The sequence below is a fragment of the Pseudokordiimonas caeni genome, assembly GCF_026719705.1.
Taxonomy (GTDB): domain Bacteria; phylum Pseudomonadota; class Alphaproteobacteria; order Sphingomonadales; family Kordiimonadaceae; genus Gimibacter; species Gimibacter caeni.
Genome location: NZ_JAPPRR010000004.1, coordinates 105,176 through 124,076 on the forward strand (window position 1 = coordinate 105,176; position 18,901 = coordinate 124,076).

Below are 18,901 nucleotides of genomic sequence, written 5' to 3' on the forward strand. Positions count from 1 at the left end.
GGCTCCGCCCCCATGATCCAGATCACCGATACCATAGGGCTTGATGAAGCCGAAATCAGCTTCACTTTCATCCGCGCCGGGGGGCCCGGCGGGCAGAATGTGAACAAGGTTTCAACGGCCGCCCAGCTCAGGTTCGATGCGCGCCATTCGCCGTCGCTGCCGCCCTATGTGCGGGCGCGGCTTGAAAAGCTGGCGGGCTCGAAACTGACAACGGCAGGCGAGATTGTCATCACCGCCAACCGCTTCCGCACGCAGGAGGCCAACCGCGAGGACGCGACAAACCGTTTGATCGAGATGATCAAGGCGGCGTCGATCAAACAGAAATACCGGGTCCCGACCAAAGCCTCGAAAGCGCAGAAGAAGAAGCGGCTCGAGGCCAAGGGACACCGGTCCGGCATCAAGGCGATGCGGCGCGGCCCGGCGCGGGAAGATTAACCCCCTCGCCTTATACCTGCCTATACCTGTCGCAACACCTTGCGCGCCGCCCGCTGCACATCGCCGGTCAGGGCCTCAAGGAGCCGGGCGCCGACGCGGGACGCCTGCCAGTAAAGCCGCACTTCCGTCACCTTGCCCGGCAGCAGTTCCACCAGCCGGCCAGACTTCACATAAGGCGCCGCCAGCATCTCGGGGTTCATACCCCAGGCGAGGCCGGCGAGTGTGAGATCGATGAAGGCCTGTGTGGACGGCACCCAGTGCCGCGGCGAGGCCAGATCAACCCCGCAATGGTCCCTCGCCCAGCGTGCCTGCAGATGGTCCATCCGGTCGTACCGCAGCACCGGGGCGCCCTTTAAGCTTGCCTCATCAACCACGCTCGGAAAATGCTTCGCGACATAAGCGGGGCTCGCTACCGCCAGATAGCGCAGCGCGCCAAGCGCAACGGTGCGGCAGCCCTGTACCGGTGTCGGATCGGCGGTCACCGCCGCCAGCACCTCGCCGGAGCGCAACCGCTCTGCAGTATGTCCCTCATCCTCCAGCACCAGATCGAACAGCGCACCGGTCTTTTCGGAAAAGCTCGTAAGCGCCGCCGGGAACCATGTGTTCAGGCTATCGGAATTGACCGCAATCCGGATGGTGGGGCGTTCCTCCGCCTGCTGCCCAAGGATCGACGGCAGTTCCCCCACCATCTCGCTTTCCATCAGGCGGACCTGCTCGACATGGGCGCAGAGCCGCGCACCCACTGCCGTGGCGCGGCAAGGCTGTTCCCGCACCACCAGTACGGTGCCAAGGCGCTCTTCGAGGAGCTTCAGGCGCTGCGAGATGGCGGACGGCGTTACGCCAAGGGCAGCCGCCGCCCGCTCGAAGCTGCCTTCACGCACAATGGCCGCAAGGGCGGAGAGGGACGCATAATCAAGCACATTAGCATTCCTTAATTCACATTATATAATTGAGATACACTAATATTCGGGCCAGCGCTACAACGGCGCCATGACCGAGATCCTTTCAACATTCGCCAATGGCTTTGCCATCACCGCCGCCCTCATCATGGCCATCGGGGCCCAGAATATGTTCGTGCTGCGACAAGGATTGCAGCGCGAGCATGTGGGGCCGATCGTCCTGTTCTGTGTGGTGTCCGACGGCCTCCTGATCAGTGCCGGTGTGGCCGGCATGGGAGCAGCGCTTGAGCTTGTCCCCGGCCTGTCGCTTTTCCTGTCGCTCGGCGGCGCTTGTTTCCTTGGCTGGTACGGGGCCGTGGCCTTCCGCCGGGCGGCAACGTCAAGCTCCATGCAGGTGGCAGGCGGCGCAGGTAAAACACTTGCCGCAGCCCTCGCCGGGGCCGCCGGTTTCACCTTCCTCAACCCCCATGTCTATCTCGATACGGTGCTGCTGATGGGGGCCGTTAGCTCGACCATCGCCGAACAGTTGCGGCCCGTATTTGTAGCCGGGGCCCTGACTGCCAGTATCATCTGGTTCACGGCACTTGGTTTCGGCGCGCGTTTTCTGTCGCCCCTCTTCGCCCGACCCGCCGCATGGAAAGTGCTTGATGCCCTTGTCGGCACCATGATGGTGGCAATGGCGGTCGGACTTCTTGTCCACGCCTTCGATCTGGCCTGAAGCCCCTCCTCAGGCCGGCTTGCCGAGCGCCTTGAAGCCTTCCCCGAACACGCGGGTCATGCGGTCGAGGATCGCTGCGAAATCGCCGGACCGGCACTGACCGCCCGACAGCACATCGATCCGCCCCGTTTGCGCCAGCGACAGGGAAATCGCCCCCGACATCAGGTGATAGAACCAGTAGATATCGGCTTCCTTCACATCCGGGCGCACTTCAGCCAATAGCTCCACAAGCCGCCGCACCACCGGATCGAATGGCGTGTGGGTCGTATCCACATCGCCGCCCATCGTGGTGCTGTTCAGCTTGGCGATCAGCGCGCCATAGTTCAGATAGCCGGGCTCGCCCGACATCATGAAACGGAAGGTCGGCTCCAGATAGGCCCGCACCACGCCCTCGGCCGTCATCTTGCCCGCATGCGCCGCCGCGTAGGCATCGAGCGATGTCTGCCGGGTTTCGTTCACAAGGCCGGCGCGGCGGGCGATCACGGCATCGAACAGCCCGGTCTTCGTGTTGAAATAATAATGCAGGAGCGACGTATCGGTCCCCGACGCGGAGGCGATCTCGCGCATCGTAACGCCGTCATAGCCGCGCCGTGCCAGCAGTTCCTCGGCAGCGTCCAGAATACGCTCCCGCGATTCCTCGCGCCGGTCCGCCTGCCGGCGCCGTACCGGTTGTTTCTTCGCGGTTGATACTGCCGCCATCCCTGTCCCCTCTTGTTGGCGCCACTTTGGCCTGCCCGCCCGATCATGACAAGTCCCAACTTAAATTTATTGATCGATCAATAAATAAATTGACACCAACCCGGTTTGGCGCAAGCCTGATGCTCGGCGCGTGGAGGGCGCCCGCCTCAGGACGCTACGTCCGGGCTGAAAACGGGAGGGTTTCATATGATCAGGGTTCAACGGACTCTGCCGGCGCGGCTTCTGCTCGCCGGCGCTTCGGCAGCGGCACTTGCTACCGGCATGCCGGCCATTGCACAGGATACAACGGGCGACGACGAGGCGCTCACCATCGATACCATCGTCGTTACGGCCCGGCGCCGCGACGAATCGATTGTCGAAGTGCCGATTGCCGTCAGCACTTTCGACGCCGACAAGCTGGACATGCGCGGGGCGCTGGATATCACCGCCCTGCAGCGCAACACGCCGAACCTGACACTGCAGGTTTCGCGCGGCACCAACTCCACGCTTACCGCCTTCATTCGCGGTGTGGGGCAGCAGGATCCCCTGTGGGGCTTCGAGCCCGGTGTCGGCCTTTATGTGGACGATGTTTATATCGCCCGCCCGCAAGGCGCGATCCTTGATATTTTCGATATTGAACGGATCGAGGTCCTGCGCGGCCCCCAGGGCACGCTTTACGGGCGCAACACCATCGGCGGTGCCGTTAAATACATCACCCGGCGGCTCGGGCAGGAGCCGAGCTTCAAGGTCCGCACCAATCTCGGCAATTACGAGCAACGCGATCTGGTGGCCTCGGGCTCGGTTCCCCTTGGCAACAAGGTGGCGCTCGGTGCGGCTGTCGGCTGGTATAACCGCGATGGCTACGGGACCAACCATTTCACGGGCGCGGAAACCAACAACAAGAAGTCTTTCGCCGCTCGTCTCACCCTTGAGGCAACGCCCAGCGAAAACCTGTTCTTCCGCCTGAGCGCGGACAGGACAGACGACGATTCGAATACCAACCACGGCCACCGCGAAGCGGCTGTTCCTGCCGACTGGGCGGTGCTGCCGGCAGTCCTGCCGGGCTACAGCCCTTCGGCTGAGCCGGTACCCGCCGGCGCCTTCCCGGTACAGGCCAACAAGTATGACACCTGGGCCGGCCTCGGTGATGAAGGCGAAGTGATCACGCAGGGTCTCTCGGGCCTTGTCGAGTGGACGCTGAGCGACAGCCTGACCTTCAAATCGATCACCGCTTACCGCGACGGTGTGACCCACGGCACCGGCATTGATTTCGACGGCACCCCTGCCCCGATCCTCGATATCAGTGCGGGCGGCACGGTTTATGACGACCACCAGTTTTCGGAAGAGCTGCAACTGGTGATCCAGCGCGACAGCTGGAGCGGCATTCTTGGCGCCTATTATCTCGATGCACTGGCGACCGGCCAGTATGACACCATCCTCGGCATCGGAGCGGCTGCGATCCCCGGCGTGCCGACACCGCACCTGACTCAAGGCACCAGCGGTGAGGTTGATACCAAGTCCATCGCCCTCTTTGGCGATTTCGACTTTGACATCGGCGAGCGCTGGAACCTGTCTCTCGGTGGCCGCTGGACGCGCGACAAGAAAGAAGGCACTGTCTTCAAGGCCAATTATCTGGGCCTTGGCTCGCCCATCTCGGGCGTCAATAGCAGCATCCTGATCCAGACGCTGACTGATTACACCCGCGAGCTGACCTTCGAGGAATTCACCCCGCGCGTCAGCCTGTCCTATGCGCTTGCCGATGATATGAATGTCTATGCCGCCTATAGCCGCGGTTTCAAATCGGGCGGCTTCGACATGCGGGGCGATGCCACCGCAACCCCGGCAACCCAGGAAGGCTATGAGCCCGAAACGGTCGATTCCTTCGAAATCGGCCTCAAGGGCAATGTGCTCGATGGCCGGCTCTCCTTTGCGGGCGCCATCTTCCACACCCTGTATGACGGCCAGCAGGTGACAAGCCAGCAGGTGAACCAGGCCGGCACGGGCGTGGTCAGCTTTGTCGACAACGTCGGTTCTTCCACCATCAACGGCGCGGAGCTTGAAGCAACGGCCTGGTTCTCGAACGCCTTCAGCGTCGATTTCGCACTTGGCTATGTGGATGCCGAGTTTGATGAATATCTGGCCTATGCCCCAAGCGGCGGCGGCTATGTGCAGGTGGACGTGGCAGACCAGCGCCAGTTCCAGAACACGCCTGAATGGAACGGCAACGTGGCGCTCAATTACATGATCGACATGGATACACGCGGCACGCTCGCACTGCGCGGGGCATTGTCGTTCCGCAGTTCGATCAACATGTTCGAAACGCCGGTGCCGGCCATCGACCAGCCGGCTTACGAGCTTCTGGACGCCAGCATTGTGTGGACGGCGGCAAACGAGAAGTGGCGGGTCGGCATCCATGGCCGCAACCTGACGAACGAACGCTACCGTACCGGTGCCTATAATTTCCCGGGCCTTGCCTTCGGGGATTCGATTATCGGCTTCTACGGTGCGCCGCGCACCATCTTTGCCTCGATCGAGTATCGCTACTGACCGGGGCATGGTGCCGCCGGGTCCCCCAGGAACCGGCGGCGCCACCAAGGATGGATGACACGATGAAAGACTTCTTCTGGCGCTCGCAGGACGGGCTCAATCTCCATGCTGCCGACTATAGGCCCGAAGGCCGCGAGAAAGGCCTGCCGATCATTTGCGTGCCGGGCCTCACCCGCAACGCCCGCGACTTCAGCGATTTCGCACCGTGGGCGGCGAGCCTTGGTCACCGCGTCCTCGCCGTTTCCCTGCGTGGCCGGGGGCAATCGGACCGCGACCCGAAGCCGCGCCGTTACCGGCCGGATACCTATGCCCGCGATATCGTCACGCTCATGGATACGCTGGGCCTTTCGCGTGCCATCCTCGTCGGCACCTCGCTTGGCGGGCTTGTCACGCTGGAACTGGCCCATATCGCCCCGCACCGGGTAGCGGCAGCTGTCCTGAATGATATCGGGCCGAGTGTCGACAAAAGCGGTATCGCCCGCATCGCATCCTACGCCGGCACGGCAGCCCCGGTGACCGACTGGCAAAGTGCCGCCGCACACTGCGAGCGTATCAATGGCGTCGCCTTCCCGGATTTCACGGAAGCCGACTGGCAGCGCCTCGCCCGCTGGACCTTCGCCGAAGGGCCGGAAGGTCAACCGGTGCTGGATTATGACCGCGCCATTTTCCGCCCCGCCCCGCGCTGGCTGATGCCGGTGATCGAATGGCACCTGTGGCGACGCTTCCGCAATCTCGCGGCGGACCGCCCCGTATTGGCGCTGCGCGGCGCGATATCGGATATCCTGTCGGCTGAGACGTTGGCCCGCATGGGTGCCACCGCACCCGGCGTGCAGACCGTGGAAGTACCCCGCGTCGGCCACGCCCCCACCCTTTCGGAACCCGCTGTCAAAACTGCGATGAAGGACTTCTTCGCCGCCCTGCCGCCCGCGTAGCGCTTGACCGCCAATCGCCCAAGGGATAGCAAGGGGCAACAGCATGTTCCGGAGCCCTGATCCCATGAGCGGACATCCGTCCATCCGTATCCTTCTCGCCTCGCCGCGCGGCTTCTGCGCTGGCGTGGACCGCGCGATCAAGATCGTCGAACTGGCGATCCAGAAGTTCGGCGCGCCCGTCTATGTGCGCCACGAAATCGTGCATAACCGCTATGTGGTCGAAGGCCTCGAGGCCCAGGGTGCCGTGTTCGTGGACGAGCTTCACGAAGTGCCCGAAGGTCTGCCGGTCGTCTTCTCCGCCCACGGCGTGCCGAAATCGGTGCCCGCCGAGGCCGAAAAGCGCGAGATGATCTATGTGGATGCCACCTGCCCGCTTGTCTCGAAGGTTCACCGCGAGGTGGAACGCCACGACGGGCTCGGCCGCCATATCCTGATGATTGGCCACGCCGGCCACCCGGAGGTGATCGGCACCATGGGCCAGGTCGCAGAAGGCTCGATGACGCTGATTGAAACGGTTGAAGACGTTGAAAAGCTTGAGGTCGCGGACCCTGCCAATCTCGCCTTCGTGACGCAAACCACGCTTTCGGTGGATGATACGGCGGATATCGTCGCCGCCCTGCAGGCCAAATATCCCGAGATCACCACGCCGAAGAAGGAAGATATCTGCTACGCCACCACCAACCGGCAGGTTGCCGTGAAGGAACTGGCGAAGGAGACCGACCGGCTGATCGTGATCGGTGCGCCAAACAGTTCCAACAGCCGCCGGCTGGTGGAAGTGAGCGAAAAGGCAGGCTGCCCGGCCCGCCTGATCCAGCGCGCGGCCGATCTTGACTGGGACTGGCTTGAGGGCGTCACCACCCTTGGCATCACGGCGGGCGCGAGCGCCCCTGAAGTGCTGGTTACCGAACTGATTGATGCCATCCGCACGCGCTATGACGCGAAGGTGGAACTGGTGACGACTGCCGAGGAAAGTGTCGTCTTCAAGGTGCCGCCGATCCTGAAGGATGTTGCCTGATGGCGGTCTATACGCAGGTCGACGACCAGACCCTTGCCGAATTCCTGAGCCAGTATGACGTGGGTGAGCCGACGAGCTTCAAGGGCATCGCCGAAGGCGTGGAAAACTCCAATTATCTTCTGGAGACCACCAAGGCCCGCTTCATCCTGACGCTCTATGAAAAGCGCGCCAACCCGGCGGATCTGCCCTATTTCCTCGCCCTGATGGAACATATCGCCAAGGCCGGCCTGCCCGCGCCCCTGCCGGTGCATGACAAGGCCGGCAATGCACTGAAAACCCTGAAGGGCCGCCCGGCGTGCCTCATCAGCTTCCTGACCGGCGTCAGCGTCAATGATACGGGGCCGGAGCAGTGCGCCGCCCTTGGTGCTGCGCTCGCCGGCATGCACAAGGCAACGGCGGATTTCGATCAGACCCGCCCGAATGACCTGTCGCTCGCCGGTTGGCACACGCTGGCGGACAAGATCGGTGACCGTGCCGACGAGATCGAACCGGGGCTCGCAGCCCTCATCCGCGAGGAACTGGCCTATCTGGATGCCCACTGGCCGGCCGAGGGCAGCCTGCCAGCTGGCACCATCCATGCCGACCTGTTCCCCGATAACGTGCTGATGCTGGGTGGCAAGGTCACGGGGCTGATCGACTTCTATTTCAGCTGCACCGATTTCCTCGCCTACGATATCGCCGTGTGCCTCAATAGCTGGTGCTTTGACGATGCCCACGCCTTCGCGCCCGTGCGCGCCAAGCGGCTGATGGAAAATTACGATATCCTCCGCCCGCTGACCGCCGCCGAGACAAAGGCCCTGCCGATCCTCGCCCGTGGCTCGGCACTGCGCTTCATGCTGACCCGCGCCTATGACTGGCTAAACCCGGTGCCCGGCGCCGTGGTCCGCCCCAAGGACCCGCGCGACTATCTGCTGCGCCTGAAGTTCCACCGCACCGTATCGGACGCCGCCCAGTATGTCGTCTGAACGCACGGTGGTGATCTATACCGACGGCGCCTGTTCCGGCAACCCCGGCCCCGGCGGCTGGGGCGCGGTGCTGGAATGGAACGGGCACGAGAAGGAACTATCGGGCGGTGCGTTCGAAACCACCAACAACCGGATGGAACTGACCGCCGCCATCGAGGCGCTGAATGCCCTCACCCGCCCCTGCAAGGTGATCCTGCACACCGACAGCACCTATGTGAAGGACGGCATCACCAAATGGATCCACGGCTGGCAGTCGCGCGGCTGGAAAACCGCCGACAAGAAGCCCGTGAAGAATGCCGACCTCTGGCAGGCGCTCCTCGATGCTGAAGCCCCCCACACGATCGAGTGGAAATGGGTAAAAGGCCACGCCGGCCACGACGGCAACGAACGCGCGGACGAACTCGCCCGCATGGGCATGGAGCCCTACAAACCATGATCCGCCATCTGGGTGCCGCCGACTATCGCGCGATGCCCTGGGCGAACGGGCGCGGCACCACGACCGAGCTTGCCCGCGAGAATCGCCCTGATGGCACCCTTTCCTGGCGCCTGTCGGTCGCGACCGTATCGGAAGACGGCCCCTTCTCGCCGCTGCCCGGGATCGACCGCACCTTGACGCTCATCTCCGGCGAAGGCTTCGACCTGCTGATCGATGGCACCCGCCACGCCCTTGCGCCCCTCTCCCCACTCGCCTTTTCAGGCGACGCAGCCGTGAGTGCGGTCGGCGTGAAAGGCCCGAGCCTCGATTTCAACGTGATGGTGGACCGCCGCGACTGGCAAGCAAGCGTAACCCTGATCACCTCGCCCCACCGCTTCACGGTGAAAGGCGGCGACCTCGCCTTCCTTTACATGCTTGATGCCAGCGCCGGCAGAGCCGCAGCGGGTGACCTGATCGTCGTTCAGGATGAGGATGCATATACCTTCACGGAAGGTGAGCGGGCGTTGTGGGCAACACTCAAGCCTAGGTGACCCGGCTCCCAAGAGGCGCCCAACAAAAGGGCGTATTGTTACTCTAGCGGCATTCCATAAAAGCGGCCTACTACATCACCGCCGAACATCGAGACCGGCTGATGGATGCCTTCAACTCCCGTTTCGGAAATTCGCCCACGGAGTTCATATCCCGCGTCACAAATATTTGCGGACAAATCGATAAGAATGGCAGCGCCAACAACTTCATATGCCGCCTCTCCCAAGAACACAGCGTCCCTCGCAGGATATTCGGAGAGAATTTTCAGTTTCCTAAACTCTCCGGAGGAACAGCTTTCTGCAGGTGCCGCGCTGAATTCCACAATCATGCTTCGTGTCAGCGATCCATCTCTTGAGGTCAGCAAGAGGCTCCAACGAGAGCCATACTTCATAGCTTGAGGAGTCGGCTCATTCATCCCTGATTGAAATTCATTCTTGCTGGCAGCGCTGCATGCTGCCAGCAAGAAACATAACAACGCATTTGATAGAAGTTTCATCACGGCTACCTGCAACGCGTTGCCTACATAAATCTACAGGGCAGAACCTCTCACGGCCCTATGAGTTGTTGTATGCAAAGCCTAGTCCTGCTTCTCAAACACACCGCCAAAATAGTCCCCGGCGTTCCACTGCGGGGCAGCGTCGCGGTTGGCGATTTCGTTGGCGATCAGCCAGTTGACGCGGGCGAATTTGGCGGCGGCGTCAAAGTGGATCGGCTGGTCCATCGTGTCCGACGGCTTGTGATAGATATTCTTCATGAAGGTGTCGGTGAGCGCTGCGCTGTCGGCGCCGTCCACGGCGGGGGATATCCCCACCTTCAGGGCCACTGCCGGCACGCCACGCTGCACGAAGCGGAACTGGTCGCTGCGGGTGAAGCGACCCTCGTTCGGCAGCGGATCGGGGCTGAGCGCGAGGCCCGCCTTGGCAACCGCGGCCTCGACAATCGGGCCGAGGTCCGACCGTTCACCACCCAGCGCATTCACATCGGCGAAATCGAACAGCAGTATCGGCATATCAAGGTTCACATTCGCCACCATCTGGTAACCGGCGGGCGGGAAATGCGCGAGATAATCGGAGCCCTGCAGGCCTTCTTCCTCGGCCGTGACCGCTGCAAACAGCACCGAACGGCGCGGCCTCAAGCCGCTTTCCTTCCACACACGAGCGACCTCGAGAAGCGTCGAGATACCGGCCGCGTTATCCAGCGCGCCGTTATAGACCTTGCGGCCTTCGCCCTCGTCTTCCTTCACGCCCTTATGGTCCAGATGCGCCGACATGACGACGACCTCATGGGCGAGCTCGGGGTCTGACCCTTCAAGGAGGCCGAGCACATTGGGGCTCGTCACCGGGTCCGACGCCTTGCTTTCCGCCTTGATGGCGAGATGCAGGCCGAGGTCAACCGGGGCCACCTTGTCCGTGCCCGCGTCCACGGCGGCGAGGATCGGGTCGAGGTCTACGCCAGCAGCCGCGAACAGGCGCTTCTGCATGGCGGGGGAGAGAAGCAGGCTCGGCAGGCCTTGCGCCTCACCGCTGCCTTCAGGGCGGACCCAATCGAAGCTCGGGTCGTTCACGAATTCCAGATAGCGATCATAGCCGAAGCGGGCGTTCTCGGCGGGTGTGCGGATCGTCACCATCGCCACCGCGCCGCGCTTCGCGAGTTCCTTGCCCTTCACGGCGTTGGAGCGCTGATAGGCACGCACCTCACTGTGGAAGCCCTTGGGCGCATCGGCGATCAGGACGACGATCTTGCCCTTCACATCCAGCCCTTCAAGGTCATCATGGCCAAGCGACGGGGCATGCACGCCGAAACCCGCAAACACCAGGTCCCCCGCCACATCCACCTTCGGGAAGGCTGAACTGCCGCGCATCTGATAGTCATCCGCGAAGGTCAGCGTCTCGGCCGTGCCGTTAGCGGTAAGGGTGACAGACGTGTTTTCGCGCACCAGCGACGCCTTCACGAACGGCACCTGCTGGAAATAGCTGCCACCATCGCCCACCGGCTTCAGCCCGGCGCGGGCATACGCCGCCGCCACATAGCGCGCTGCAAGCTCGTGCCCTTCGGACGCCACCTTGCGGCCCTCGAGCAAATCATCAGCCAGAAAGGCCATGTCGGCCTTGATGCGCCCGGCTTCGAACGCCGTTGCGGCCGGCTCCTGCACCTTGGCGGAGCAGGCAGAAAGTGTAAGCATGCAGCCGGACAAGGCCGCGATCAGGGTGTGTTTCTTCATCTCTTGTCCCAGGCCCTATTTCTTGTCCGCAAATGTGTCGCCAAAGAAGTCGCCTTCGTTCCATTCGGGCTTTTCTTTGCGGTTGGCGATCTCGTTGAGGATCAGCCAGTTGATGCGGGCGAATTTGGCCGCCGTATCGAAACGGATCGGCAGGTCCATCTGGTCCTTAGGCGTGTGGTAGGTGTTTTTCAGGAAGTCGACAAACACGTCCGCCCCCTTCACACCGTCCGCCGTGAGGCCGAAGCCGGTGGCCAGCATCACGGCTGGCACGCCCTGCTGCACGAACCGATAATGGTCGCTCCGGGTGAAGATGCCCTCTTCCGGCAGCGGGTCGGGGCTGAGCGTCACACCCGTCTTTGCAAGCGCATCGGCCGTGATCGGCCCAAGCGTGGAGCGATCGGCCCCGAAGGCGATCAGGTCGGCGAAATCATAGAGAAGCACCGGCATATCGAGGTTCACGTTGGCCACAAGCTCACCGACCGGCGGCGGGAAATGCGCCAGATATTCCGAACCCAGCAGCCCTTCTTCCTCGGCCACTACAGCCGCAAACAGGATCGAGCGGCGCGGCCGGATGCCGTTTGACATATAGGCGCGGGCGACCTCCAGCATCGTGGCGATGCCGGCGCTGTTATCAAGGGCACCGTTATAGATATGGTCCTCGCCCTCGGCGCTTTCCTTCATGCCTTCATGATCGAGATGGGCCGAGAGCACCACGACCTCGTTCTTCAGCTTCGGGTCGCTGCCTTCAATGAGCGCCAGCACATTGGGGCTTGAGACAGGGTCCAGAAGCTTGCTCATGCGGACAAGATCGACATGCGCCTTCAAGGGACCGGTCGGCATGTCATCCACGCCTTCGTCCGCCGCTTTCAGCACGGCGGCGATATCGATGCCGCTGCCCGCGAACATGCGGTTGGCAACGTCCGACGAGACAAGAGCGGACACCACCGCCGTCTTCGCGTCCTCGGCGCTGCCGATCCAGTCGAACGACTTTTCCATGAAGGCGCTTTTCAGCTTGTCGAACGTGCGGCGCTCTTCCTCCTGCGGGGTGCGGATGAAGATCACGCCGGTGGCGCCGCGCGCCTGCAGATTCTTCCATTTGGACCTGCCGGAGCCGAGATGCGCACGGATCTCGCTATTCAGGCCCTTGGGCGCGCCCGAGACCACAACAGCGATCTTGCCATTCAGGTCCAGCCCTTCGAGGTCATCCCAGCCGGCTTCGGGCGAATAGACGCCATAACCGACGAAAACAACATCGCCCGCAGCTGTCATCGACGGCAGCTTCACCTCGCCCGCCATCAGATAATCGGTGCCGAAGGCCAGCGTCTCGGCCTTGCCGTCCAACGTCAGCGTCAGCGAGGAAGCTTCGTCATCGATCGTGGCACTGCGGAACGGCACCTGCTGGAAATAGGTACCATCAGCGGCTGCGGGTTTCAGGCCGATCAGCTCGAACTGGGTTTTCACATAATTGGCCGCAAGCGCATAACCGCGCGTGCCGGTGCGGCGGCCTTCCATCAGGTCGTCCGACAGGAAGGCCATGTCGGCCTTGATACGATCCTGGCTGAAAAGGGGCTCGTGGCTCGCCTTCTTCGCATCCCCCGTGGTGGCGCAGGCTGACAGGAGCATCGCCCCGCCCATCAGCGCCATCATTGCCATTCTTGTTTTCATTTTGCGGTTTCCCCCGTCTTCATTCTGAAACGAAATATTGGACCGTAACGCGCCTGTGTGCCACGTCAATTGGTCAAAAGTTGCCTGAAATCAGTCGTGCCGCAGGGCTTCGACAACGGCCCAGAGCCTGTCCTGCCCCCAAAGCGTGGTGCCGCCGACCCGGAAGGTGGGCACACCCCAGCTGCCGGCATGCAGCATGTCCTGCCGGTTGCGCTCGGCTTTTATCCGCCAGTCGGCATCAACCTCAATCCGGGCGAGGCGCGCAGGCAGGCCTGCAGCCTCGAGGATATAGGCCATGCCCTTTTCGGAATTTCCGTCCACGCCTTCGGACCAGACTGCTGTCATGAAGGAGCGGAAAAAGGCCATGTCGCTGCCGTCATCCGGAAGCGACATACCGATGCCAAGCGCGCGTTCAGCGGCCGCGCCAACAGGATCGACAATCGCGCCGAACGGGATACCCAGAAGCCGCGCCTCGCGCGCCGCATCGAACACGATATAGCGCCGCTTGGCCGCCGGTACGGGCAGGCCACGCATCACCATCGGCAGCACGGGCCGCAGGCGCAGGGCGACCCCGGCAGCTTCCACGAGCTTCGCAGCCTGCTCCATCGCGAGGTAGCTGTAAGGGCTGCGGACCGAGAAGAAGAATTCCACCGTGCGACCGGTGATCGAACGATCAAGGTTTGACAGCGCATATTGCCACAGCCGGGTCAGCTCGAAATGGGTTTCCCCGTCGCCGAGTCCGAGCGCATTCAGGCGGCGTTCCAGATGATCAAGCCGGTCGAGGCCCGGATAGAACTCCCCACCATAATAGATCGTTCCGCTGGCGTAATGACCAAGCCAGCGGAGCAGCTTCTGATTTTCCTCAAGCCTCTGCTCGCCCATGTCGGCGCCCGCACAGAGCTTGCGGATTGCCGTCACATCCTGCCGCCAGACGGCAGCCCCCAATTCTTCGGCAAGTCCGAAGAAATCGGGATGGTCTTCGTTCGCGGCGAGGAAGCGACTGGCCATGCCGATCGCCAGCCGGTCCGGCACCAAAGCCGTATGCGGGAAACCTAGGCCATAGAGCCGGGCGAGCCGCGCCGAATCGAGAATCGAATAAGCCTCGAATCGTGCCGGATCGGGATACATGGCGGCAGGCAGGCGTTCCACCACGCGCGGACGGATCGTGACGTCGAACCGCTCCTTCAGCTCGGGCAGCACCTGTACCATCAGCTGGCTATAGGGATCGTCCACCCGGTGGAAATAGGTCAGTTCGTGGCCCTGGCGCCTGACACGACGGGCGATTTCCGTACCCGCGCGCTGGAGATTGAGCCGCGCCTTGCTGGTGATCCAGCTCGCGGCGCTGGCCTTGACGAAACTCTCGAAACTCATCGCGAGGCATCGCCTCCCGGCAGCTTGGTGTCGCTGCGATCATCAACGGCGTCGATCCCGACCGTGCTTTCAAGCGGCGCGACGATCAGCACGGTGCCATCCACCGCCACCACGCGCACCGGCGTGCCGATGGCAGCGTCCGGCCCTTCGGCAAGCCAGCGGCTGTCGCCCACCTGCACATGGCCACGACCGTTGGCGATCGTCTCTACCACGACATAGACCTTGCCGACATGCCCCTGACCGCGGCGGTTGACGCTCGTCACAGTCGAGGATGTGTCGCGGCTGTAGATATAGCGGCTGGCGATATAGATCGAGGCACCGGCGAGGATGGCGAACACCACGCCCTGCCCTTCAAGCCCGCTGCCCGGCCACACGAAGGCGACGGCACCGGTGATGAGGCCTGCAACCCCGATCCACAGGAGATAGACCCCGGGCAACACCATTTCGCCCGCGAGGAGCAGAAGCCCCGCGCCCCACCACAGCCAATGGGCATTGACCACGAGCCAGCCGGTTTCCTGTTCCATCGGTTATCCTCTCGCTTTATCGGCTCAAGCGTTGCTGTCGGGCACACTGGTGCGCGCGGCGCGGTTGCGGGCCGGTTTGCCCGTATCTTCCAGAAGTTCCTTGATACCGCCAATGGCGCCGATCACGCTGGCAGCTTCCATCGGCATGAAGACGAGCTTCTCGTTCGGCGAGCGGGCAAAGGATTCGAGCGCCGACACATATTTCTGGGCCACGAAATAATTGATCGCCTGCGCGTCGCCCTTGGCGATGGCGTCCGACACCATCTGCGTTGCCTTGGCCTCGGCCTCGGCTTCACGTTCGCGGGCTTCGGCGTCCTTGAAGGCAGCTTCGCGGCGGCCTTCCGCTTGCAGGATGGCAGCGCGTTTTTCACCTTCGGCCTTCAGGATTTCAGCCTCGCGCTGGCCTTCAGCAGTCAGGATCGCCGCACGCTTGTCGCGCTCGGCCTTCATCTGGCGCGCCATCGAATCAACAATGTCGCGGGGCGGCGTGATGTCCTTGATCTCGATCCGCGTGATCTTCACGCCCCACGGGCGAGTGGCATCGTCCACCACACTCATCAGGCGACTGTTGATCTCGTCGCGTTTCGAGAGGAGCTCGTCGAGGTCCAGTGAGCCCATCACTGTCCGGATATTGGTCATGGTGAGGTTGAGGATGGCAAGCGTGAGGTTCGATACCTCGTAGGACGCCTGTGCTGCATCCATCACCTGATAGAAAACGACCCCGTCGGCTTCGACCATCGCGTTGTCGCGGGTGATGACTTCCTGGCTGACGATATCCAGCACCTGTTCCATCACATTGACCTTGCGGCCGACCCGATCGATGAGCGGGAAGATGAAATGCAGGCCCGGCTGCAGCGTCTGGGTATAACGGCCAAGGCGTTCGACCGTATATTCAAAGCCCTGACGCACCGTCACGACGCCCGAAAAGACGAGAACAATGGCGAAAAACGCCAGAAGAGCAACGATGATGCCCGGCAGATCCATTTCCATGCGACTGTCCCCCGATTTTGCCCGATAGACTGACTGTGCCCTCTCGTTATGGGCGATGCAAGGCTCATGAAAAAGGGCGGCCAAAGCCGCCCGTTTCCGGTAACGCGAGAACGGTGCTCAGAGCTGGCCGAGCATGTGATCGGCACTCGACACCTGAAAGGCGCCCGGCTCTTCCACATTGAGCACGGTGACCTTGCCGTTATCGACAATCATCGAGAAACGCTTGGAGCGTTTGCCCATACCGAAGCCGGTGCCGTCCATCTCAAGGCCAAGCGCACGGGCGAAATCGCCGTTACCGTCCGCGAGCATCGTGACCTTGCCATCCGCCGTATTGGCCTTGCCCCATGCATTCATCACGAACACGTCGTTCACCGCCACGCAGGCGATCTCGTCAATGCCTTTTGCCTTGATCTCGGCCGCCTTGTCGATGAAGCCCGGCAGGTGCTTGGCCGAGCAGGTCGGCGTGAAGGCGCCGGGCACCGAGAACAGCGCCACTTTGCGGCCCTTGAAAAATTCTTCGGTCATCACCGGGCCGGGGCCATCGGCGGTCATGGTGGTGAGCTTGACAGCGGGAATCGTATCGCCAACGGCAATGGTCATGATGTCTCTCCTTGACTGACCTGAATGTTCGGACTGCGAGACTAACCCTTTCGGGAAATTTGGCAATCGCTATCCGGGCCCTCCCGGTATGCGATCAGGGAATAGCGATGCTGCGGTCGATGGCGTGGCCCCGACCGTCAGTGAAGGTCAGCCTCACCGTCTGCCCCTTGAGGCTGAGGCCGGCTTTCTCGCCCGCGCGGGTCAGGGCGGTTGGCACCACGAAACGGGCCGCCATCCCCCCTTCCATCAGGCGGCGCTCAGCCACCCCAAACTGGATGGCTTCGTCACCTTCCACGAGAAGATCAGCCGCATCAAGGGCATCAGCCCCGCGGACGGTAACGATCAGGCGTTCATGGCCGACCTGCCCGGTTGCTTGCACCTTTGATATCTCGAGACCCGCGCCACCATCGCCGTCCCTGTCCGGCACCGCCTTCAGGGCCGCTTCCATGCGGATCGCAGTCGCGCCGCCTTCGGTTGCTGGCAGGCTATAGCTGCCGTCATAGGGAATGCAGATATCCTTGCAGACCATGAACCCGACCGAAACCGCATCGCCCGCCGCAGCGTCCGCCTTGAAGGGCAGGATCAGGCGGCCGTCATAACCATAGGTGACAAGGCCGAAAAGCTCGAACCGGTGCGGCAGCGGATAAAGCGGCTCCACAGGATTGCCATCCACGGCAACGGTAACTGGCAGCCCCGCCTCCCCTGGCGAGCGCCAGTAGGTTTTCCAGCCCGGCGCCATTTCGGCTTCCCATCCATAAACGGTTTCACCCTTCACATCCGCCGCGACGATACGGGTGCGGACATGGGAATCGTGTGCAAGCCAACCGCTAGCATCCTGCGCGCCCGCAGGTGTCGCACCCATCGTTCCGGCGAAGCACACCGCCATCAGCACAGCCAGCTTTTTCAATGCACACCACTCCTTGCAAAACATCGCGGGCAACGCCCGTTCGCGCCCTGTTTACCTTCAAGCCCGCCTCGCATCCAGCCAAACTGCATCACATTGGCGTCACCCCGAAGATGCCTGAGCCATTTGCCTCGCCCCTGAAAGCGGGTTAAGCTTGGCGCATCTTTGGAAAGGATTCCGATGACTGCCTCCCTCTCGCTCAGCGGCCAACTGCTGCTTGCCATGCCGGGCATGACCGACCCGCGTTTCGACCGCAGCGTGATCTATATCTGCACGCACGATTCTGCCGGTGCGATGGGGCTGATCATCAATCAGCCGATTGACTTCCTGACCTTCGAGGGCCTTCTGGACCAGCTTGAAATAACGGCAGCGCCCGAAGTGCCCGAAGTGCCCATCCATTGCGGCGGGCCCGTGGAGCCGGGCCGCGGGTTCGTGCTGCATTCGGCGGACTTCGTTCAAGACAGCACCCTTATTGTCAGCGAGACACTGGCGCTGACCGCCACCGTTGACGTGCTGAAAGCCATTGCGGGCGGCACGGGCCCGCGCAATCACCTGCTGGCCCTTGGCTATGCGGGCTGGGGCGCTGGCCAGCTTGAAAGCGAAATCACCCAGAATGCGTGGCTCACCGCCGAAGCGGACGAGGAAATCATCTTCCATACGGATGTGGACCAGAAATGGCCGCGCACCATGGCCATGCTCGGGATCGATATCTCGATGCTGTCGAGCCTCGCTGGCCACGCCTGAGCAGGCACCCTGTCAGTCAGCCCCTTGCCCCGCCAGCCGTTTCTGCGGCATGCGCCCGATGGAAATACCCTGACGGCGCACCATATGGCGAATATCGGCGGGCATTGCCTCGTGGTCGAAGGGTTGACCGACCCGCACCTCGAAAATTTCGTCGATCGCGATCTCGATCTTGCCCCATAGATTGGTGAAATCCCGGTTGCGGTTCTCAAGCGGCTTCCAGACCTGAACGAAAACGCAGCTTCCGGGGCGTTCGGACGATTTGTCATCGAGAAACGGCAGGCCGACGCAGGAGAAGGGCAAGCCCGGATGAATGGCGCTCGAAAGGCTACCTTTCAGATAAAGCCCGGTCTGGTGGGCCATCGCCTGCTTGATGAAGGCCACTGCAACTTCTGCCGTGCGCGTGGTGCTCGAAAATTCCGCCATCCGACGGCCCCGAATGCCACAGCCAAGCTCGGCCTCAAGGCCGCTGCCACCCAGCCGAAAGCGCAGGTCGCCCTGATCGTCGGTTTCCAGGATCGTGATCCACGGCAGCATGGAGGCAATGGCACGCAATTCAAGCCGCGACAGGCGGGCCATCCCGCCGTCCTCGGCAATAGCGTTCCATAACGCCAAAAAGCGTTCTTGCGTTTCCTGCACCCGATGACCCCCTGATCAATCGGCGCGGAGTGTATCAGTATGGGACACTAACGCCAAGCAAGAATCAGTATGAATTACAACGCCTCAGTGAAT

Annotated in this window: 20 protein-coding genes; 9 read left to right on the top strand and 11 right to left on the bottom strand. The window is 62.4% G+C overall.

The features are described 5' to 3' along the window. Positions 1–12 precede the first annotated feature (12 nt). Positions 13–435 (top strand): alternative ribosome rescue aminoacyl-tRNA hydrolase ArfB, encoded by a 423-nt coding sequence (gene arfB, locus OU694_RS15350; protein ID WP_308911895.1) that lies wholly within the window; start codon positions 13–15, stop codon positions 433–435. A 20-nt stretch (positions 436–455) separates the two neighbouring features. Here arfB and OU694_RS15355 read toward each other — a convergent pair whose 3' ends face one another. Next, positions 456–1,355, bottom strand: coding sequence for a LysR family transcriptional regulator ArgP (locus OU694_RS15355; RefSeq protein ID WP_308911896.1), 900 nt, complete (start codon positions 1,353–1,355; stop codon positions 456–458). 70 nt (positions 1,356–1,425) lie between these two features. Here OU694_RS15355 and OU694_RS15360 point away from each other — a divergent pair, with 70 nt between their 5' ends. After that, positions 1,426–2,052, top strand: coding sequence for a LysE/ArgO family amino acid transporter (locus OU694_RS15360; RefSeq protein WP_308911897.1), 627 nt, complete (start codon positions 1,426–1,428; stop codon positions 2,050–2,052). A 9-nt stretch (positions 2,053–2,061) separates the two neighbouring features. Here OU694_RS15360 and OU694_RS15365 read toward each other — a convergent pair whose 3' ends face one another. Next, the gene (locus tag OU694_RS15365; protein ID WP_308911898.1) at positions 2,062–2,751 is read right to left on the bottom strand and encodes a TetR/AcrR family transcriptional regulator; all 690 of its coding nucleotides are present in this window, start codon (positions 2,749–2,751) and stop codon (positions 2,062–2,064) included. 186 nt (positions 2,752–2,937) lie between these two features. Between OU694_RS15365 and OU694_RS15370 the strand changes: the two genes are divergently transcribed. From OU694_RS15370 to OU694_RS15395, 6 genes are all read left to right on the top strand, one after another. Further along, complete coding sequence (locus OU694_RS15370; RefSeq protein WP_308911899.1) at positions 2,938–5,277, top strand: TonB-dependent receptor; 2,340 nt, start codon at positions 2,938–2,940, stop codon at positions 5,275–5,277. Between the two features lie 62 nt (positions 5,278–5,339). Beyond that, the gene (locus OU694_RS15375) at positions 5,340–6,209 is read left to right on the top strand and encodes an alpha/beta fold hydrolase (RefSeq protein ID WP_308911900.1); all 870 of its coding nucleotides are present in this window, start codon (positions 5,340–5,342) and stop codon (positions 6,207–6,209) included. 64 nt (positions 6,210–6,273) lie between these two features. Next, positions 6,274–7,224: a 4-hydroxy-3-methylbut-2-enyl diphosphate reductase gene (ispH, locus tag OU694_RS15380; protein ID WP_308911901.1), complete on the top strand. Its 951-nt coding sequence runs from the start codon at positions 6,274–6,276 to the stop codon at positions 7,222–7,224. After that, positions 7,224–8,189, top strand: a complete 966-nt coding sequence (gene thrB, locus OU694_RS15385) for a homoserine kinase (RefSeq protein WP_308911902.1) — start codon at positions 7,224–7,226, stop codon at positions 8,187–8,189. The genes ispH and thrB overlap by 1 nt, the downstream gene beginning before the upstream one ends. Beyond that, on the top strand, positions 8,179–8,625 hold the full coding sequence (rnhA, locus tag OU694_RS15390; protein WP_308911903.1) for a ribonuclease HI: 447 nt from the start codon (positions 8,179–8,181) through the stop codon (positions 8,623–8,625). Before thrB ends, rnhA begins: the two co-directional genes overlap by 11 nt. Next, the gene (locus OU694_RS15395) at positions 8,622–9,155 is read left to right on the top strand and encodes a HutD/Ves family protein (protein WP_308911904.1); all 534 of its coding nucleotides are present in this window, start codon (positions 8,622–8,624) and stop codon (positions 9,153–9,155) included. The genes rnhA and OU694_RS15395 overlap by 4 nt, the downstream gene beginning before the upstream one ends. Positions 9,156–9,193: 38 nt before the next feature. Here the strand turns inward: OU694_RS15395 and OU694_RS15400 are convergent, their stop codons facing one another. From OU694_RS15400 to OU694_RS15435, 8 genes are all read right to left on the bottom strand, one after another. Next, positions 9,194–9,649, bottom strand: a complete 456-nt coding sequence (locus tag OU694_RS15400) for a hypothetical protein (protein WP_308911905.1) — start codon at positions 9,647–9,649, stop codon at positions 9,194–9,196. A gap of 81 nt (positions 9,650–9,730) precedes the next feature. Next, on the bottom strand, positions 9,731–11,374 hold the full coding sequence (locus OU694_RS15405; protein ID WP_308911906.1) for a M28 family metallopeptidase: 1,644 nt from the start codon (positions 11,372–11,374) through the stop codon (positions 9,731–9,733). Between the two features lie 15 nt (positions 11,375–11,389). Beyond that, entirely contained in the window at positions 11,390–13,039 is a 1,650-nt protein-coding gene (locus OU694_RS15410) for a M28 family metallopeptidase (RefSeq protein ID WP_308911907.1), read from the bottom strand. A 90-nt stretch (positions 13,040–13,129) separates the two neighbouring features. Then, a complete protein-coding gene (locus tag OU694_RS15415; protein WP_308911908.1) occupies positions 13,130–14,410 on the bottom strand; it encodes a DsbA family protein in 1,281 nt (426 codons plus the stop codon). Then, positions 14,407–14,934 carry an NfeD family protein gene (locus OU694_RS15420; RefSeq protein ID WP_308911909.1) on the bottom strand — a complete coding sequence of 176 codons (528 nt, stop codon included), beginning with the start codon at positions 14,932–14,934 and terminating at the stop codon, positions 14,407–14,409. Before OU694_RS15420 ends, OU694_RS15415 begins: the two co-directional genes overlap by 4 nt. A gap of 24 nt (positions 14,935–14,958) precedes the next feature. Then, positions 14,959–15,918 carry an SPFH domain-containing protein gene (locus OU694_RS15425; RefSeq protein ID WP_373460452.1) on the bottom strand — a complete coding sequence of 320 codons (960 nt, stop codon included), beginning with the start codon at positions 15,916–15,918 and terminating at the stop codon, positions 14,959–14,961. A gap of 123 nt (positions 15,919–16,041) precedes the next feature. Next, positions 16,042–16,524 (bottom strand): peroxiredoxin, encoded by a 483-nt coding sequence (locus tag OU694_RS15430; RefSeq protein ID WP_308911911.1) that lies wholly within the window; start codon positions 16,522–16,524, stop codon positions 16,042–16,044. A 94-nt stretch (positions 16,525–16,618) separates the two neighbouring features. Beyond that, the gene (locus tag OU694_RS15435) at positions 16,619–17,431 is read right to left on the bottom strand and encodes a protein-disulfide reductase DsbD domain-containing protein (RefSeq protein WP_308911912.1); all 813 of its coding nucleotides are present in this window, start codon (positions 17,429–17,431) and stop codon (positions 16,619–16,621) included. Between the two features lie 177 nt (positions 17,432–17,608). Between OU694_RS15435 and OU694_RS15440 the strand changes: the two genes are divergently transcribed. Continuing rightward, the gene (locus tag OU694_RS15440; RefSeq protein WP_308911913.1) at positions 17,609–18,172 is read left to right on the top strand and encodes a YqgE/AlgH family protein; all 564 of its coding nucleotides are present in this window, start codon (positions 17,609–17,611) and stop codon (positions 18,170–18,172) included. 12 nt (positions 18,173–18,184) lie between these two features. Here OU694_RS15440 and OU694_RS15445 read toward each other — a convergent pair whose 3' ends face one another. Beyond that, positions 18,185–18,808: a PAS domain-containing protein gene (locus OU694_RS15445; protein ID WP_308911914.1), complete on the bottom strand. Its 624-nt coding sequence runs from the start codon at positions 18,806–18,808 to the stop codon at positions 18,185–18,187. Between the last annotated feature and the right edge of the window lie 93 nt (positions 18,809–18,901).

Bases quoted from the DNA above. Each gene is read 5' to 3' on its own strand.
- OU694_RS15430 (WP_308911911.1), bottom strand. From the start codon at position 16,524: ATGACCATTGCCGTTGGCGATACGATTCCCGCTGTCAAGCTCACCACC.
- OU694_RS15400 (WP_308911905.1), bottom strand. From the start codon at position 9,649: ATGAAACTTCTATCAAATGCGTTGTTATGTTTCTTGCTGGCAGCATGC.
- OU694_RS15405 (WP_308911906.1), bottom strand. From the start codon at position 11,374: ATGAAGAAACACACCCTGATCGCGGCCTTGTCCGGCTGCATGCTTACA.
- rnhA (WP_308911903.1), top strand. From the start codon at position 8,179: ATGTCGTCTGAACGCACGGTGGTGATCTATACCGACGGCGCCTGTTCC.
- OU694_RS15420 (WP_308911909.1), bottom strand. From the start codon at position 14,934: ATGGAACAGGAAACCGGCTGGCTCGTGGTCAATGCCCATTGGCTGTGG.
- arfB (WP_308911895.1), top strand. From the start codon at position 13: ATGATCCAGATCACCGATACCATAGGGCTTGATGAAGCCGAAATCAGC.
- ispH (WP_308911901.1), top strand. From the start codon at position 6,274: ATGAGCGGACATCCGTCCATCCGTATCCTTCTCGCCTCGCCGCGCGGC.
- OU694_RS15370 (WP_308911899.1), top strand. From the start codon at position 2,938: ATGATCAGGGTTCAACGGACTCTGCCGGCGCGGCTTCTGCTCGCCGGC.
- OU694_RS15365 (WP_308911898.1), bottom strand. From the start codon at position 2,751: ATGGCGGCAGTATCAACCGCGAAGAAACAACCGGTACGGCGCCGGCAG.
- OU694_RS15360 (WP_308911897.1), top strand. From the start codon at position 1,426: ATGACCGAGATCCTTTCAACATTCGCCAATGGCTTTGCCATCACCGCC.
- OU694_RS15410 (WP_308911907.1), bottom strand. From the start codon at position 13,039: ATGAAAACAAGAATGGCAATGATGGCGCTGATGGGCGGGGCGATGCTC.
- OU694_RS15375 (WP_308911900.1), top strand. From the start codon at position 5,340: ATGAAAGACTTCTTCTGGCGCTCGCAGGACGGGCTCAATCTCCATGCT.
- OU694_RS15415 (WP_308911908.1), bottom strand. From the start codon at position 14,410: ATGAGTTTCGAGAGTTTCGTCAAGGCCAGCGCCGCGAGCTGGATCACC.
- OU694_RS15395 (WP_308911904.1), top strand. From the start codon at position 8,622: ATGATCCGCCATCTGGGTGCCGCCGACTATCGCGCGATGCCCTGGGCG.
- OU694_RS15440 (WP_308911913.1), top strand. From the start codon at position 17,609: ATGACTGCCTCCCTCTCGCTCAGCGGCCAACTGCTGCTTGCCATGCCG.
- thrB (WP_308911902.1), top strand. From the start codon at position 7,224: ATGGCGGTCTATACGCAGGTCGACGACCAGACCCTTGCCGAATTCCTG.
- OU694_RS15425 (WP_373460452.1), bottom strand. From the start codon at position 15,918: ATGGATCTGCCGGGCATCATCGTTGCTCTTCTGGCGTTTTTCGCCATT.